4 protein-coding genes are annotated in these 1393 nt (G+C 64.2%); 2 read left to right on the top strand and 2 right to left on the bottom strand.

The window, feature by feature from the left end:
* Nucleotides 1–218 (bottom strand): hypothetical protein (locus C1I93_RS30465; RefSeq protein ID WP_146603617.1); only part of this gene is annotated, 218 nt, incomplete at its 3' end.
* Nucleotides 219–371: 153 nt separating this feature from the next.
* On the opposite strand from C1I93_RS30465, the gene C1I93_RS30470 reads away from it, so the two are divergent.
* Together C1I93_RS30470 and C1I93_RS30475 are read left to right on the top strand one after the other, a co-directional pair.
* A complete protein-coding gene (locus C1I93_RS30470; protein ID WP_181445391.1) occupies nucleotides 372–572 on the top strand; it encodes a helix-turn-helix transcriptional regulator in 201 nt (66 codons plus the stop codon).
* Between the two features lie 159 nt (nucleotides 573–731).
* A complete protein-coding gene (locus tag C1I93_RS30475) occupies nucleotides 732–968 on the top strand; it encodes a GntR family transcriptional regulator (RefSeq protein ID WP_111246681.1) in 237 nt (78 codons plus the stop codon).
* A 37-nt stretch (nucleotides 969–1005) separates the two neighbouring features.
* On the opposite strand, the gene C1I93_RS32860 is transcribed toward C1I93_RS30475, so the two are convergent.
* On the bottom strand, nucleotides 1006–1251 hold the full coding sequence (locus C1I93_RS32860) for a DNA/RNA helicase domain-containing protein (protein ID WP_309148226.1): 246 nt from the start codon (nucleotides 1249–1251) through the stop codon (nucleotides 1006–1008).
* Between the last annotated feature and the right edge of the window lie 142 nt (nucleotides 1252–1393).

Below are 1393 nucleotides of genomic sequence, written 5' to 3' on the forward strand. Positions count from 1 at the left end.
CCCCGCTCGCACCGGCCCGCGCCCACGTTCCGCCGCCCCGCCGGACGCTCCTCGGGCCGCTCGTAGACCTCCGCGCCGTCGCAACCCGAGGTCAACCGCAGCTCCGGTACGACATGCTCCACCGACACCCGCCGAAACCGCCCCGGCACATCCCCGTCCGGCACGGCCTGCCCGGTCAGATCCAGCGCGACCGGCCCCGGCCGCAAAACCACTTCCACCGCCTACTCATGTCCCGCCACGTCTCCCCTACTGGTCGCTTCGAGCATTGACACGAAGTGAACAGGTGCACAGCCTATACGTTCACTAGTCGCTTGAAGAGAGCATCTGAACAGAGCACATGTGTTCAGTTCGCCTGCTCTTACCGTGAGCACGTGGGAAAGTTGCGGCTGGTGGCGAGCCAGGAGATTCAGGACATGCTCGGCGTGTCCCGCACGCGCGCCTACCAGATCACCAACTCCAAGACGTTCCCCGACCCCGTTGCGGTCCTCTCGGTCGGCCGCATCTGGCGGGCGGAGGACGTGGAACGGTGGATCAAAGCCCACCGGCGCGACCTGCAAGACACGGAGCAGTAGCCCGCGTTTGCGCATCGCACGCGTCACACCTCCACACCCACCTGCCCCTCGCACCGTCGCCTCTGTCATCACGACCTGAGCTTAGCTCTCCTGTAAAGCCTGTAAAGACAGGAAGGGGATCCTTTACATGATTCTTCAGTTCAGTGCTTCCCTGATCTCATGCCGTACGCCCCGCCGCTCTGGCGACAGATCAGAGATGATCTACGCGCCAAGATCCGCGTTGGCATCTATCCACCAGGCAGCAAGCTCCCCTCCGTCCGCCTCCTCGCCGAGGAGTACGACACCAGCCACATGACTGTGCGGCGGGCGCTGGACTCCATGATCGAGCTGGGCGAGTTGGTTGGCCGCATGGGCATCGGAGTCTTCGTCGCCGACACCTCGGATCAGGACTCCTAATCAGTCTCGCGACCTTAGGATTGACGCATGCGACTCTTCACGCGTGAACGCTGACCCCCTTGCCCCCGAACCGTCGGCAACCGAGTACACGCCCGGGGCTTCCGAAGTACTTGAACATGCCCTGCAGCCGGGTTGATCCGCGTCCAGCGTAGCGACGCAGGGTCTGGGTGAAGACTCGAGATCCAGTGGCGTGCAGCACCGTCTGGCCTCGGCGGGCCAACTCCCCCATCACCGACAGCGCGATGACACTTTTGCCGCTACCCGGCCCACCAGCCACCACCACTGCCCGTTTGCGGTTTGTCCCGCACCGGGTTTGATGGAGACATCGAAACCTGGGAGGAACACCAGCGATGCCCGCACCGAAGAAGTACAACGATGAGCTGCGTGAGCGTGCGACCCGGTTGGCGGTCGAGGCCCGCCGGGAC

This window comes from Micromonospora endophytica (genome assembly GCF_003236305.1).
In the GTDB taxonomy this organism is placed as follows: Bacteria; Actinomycetota; Actinomycetes; order Mycobacteriales; family Micromonosporaceae; genus Micromonospora; species Micromonospora endophytica.

Bases quoted from the DNA above. Each gene is read 5' to 3' on its own strand.
- C1I93_RS30475 (WP_111246681.1), top strand. From the start codon at position 732: ATGCCGTACGCCCCGCCGCTCTGGCGACAGATCAGAGATGATCTACGC.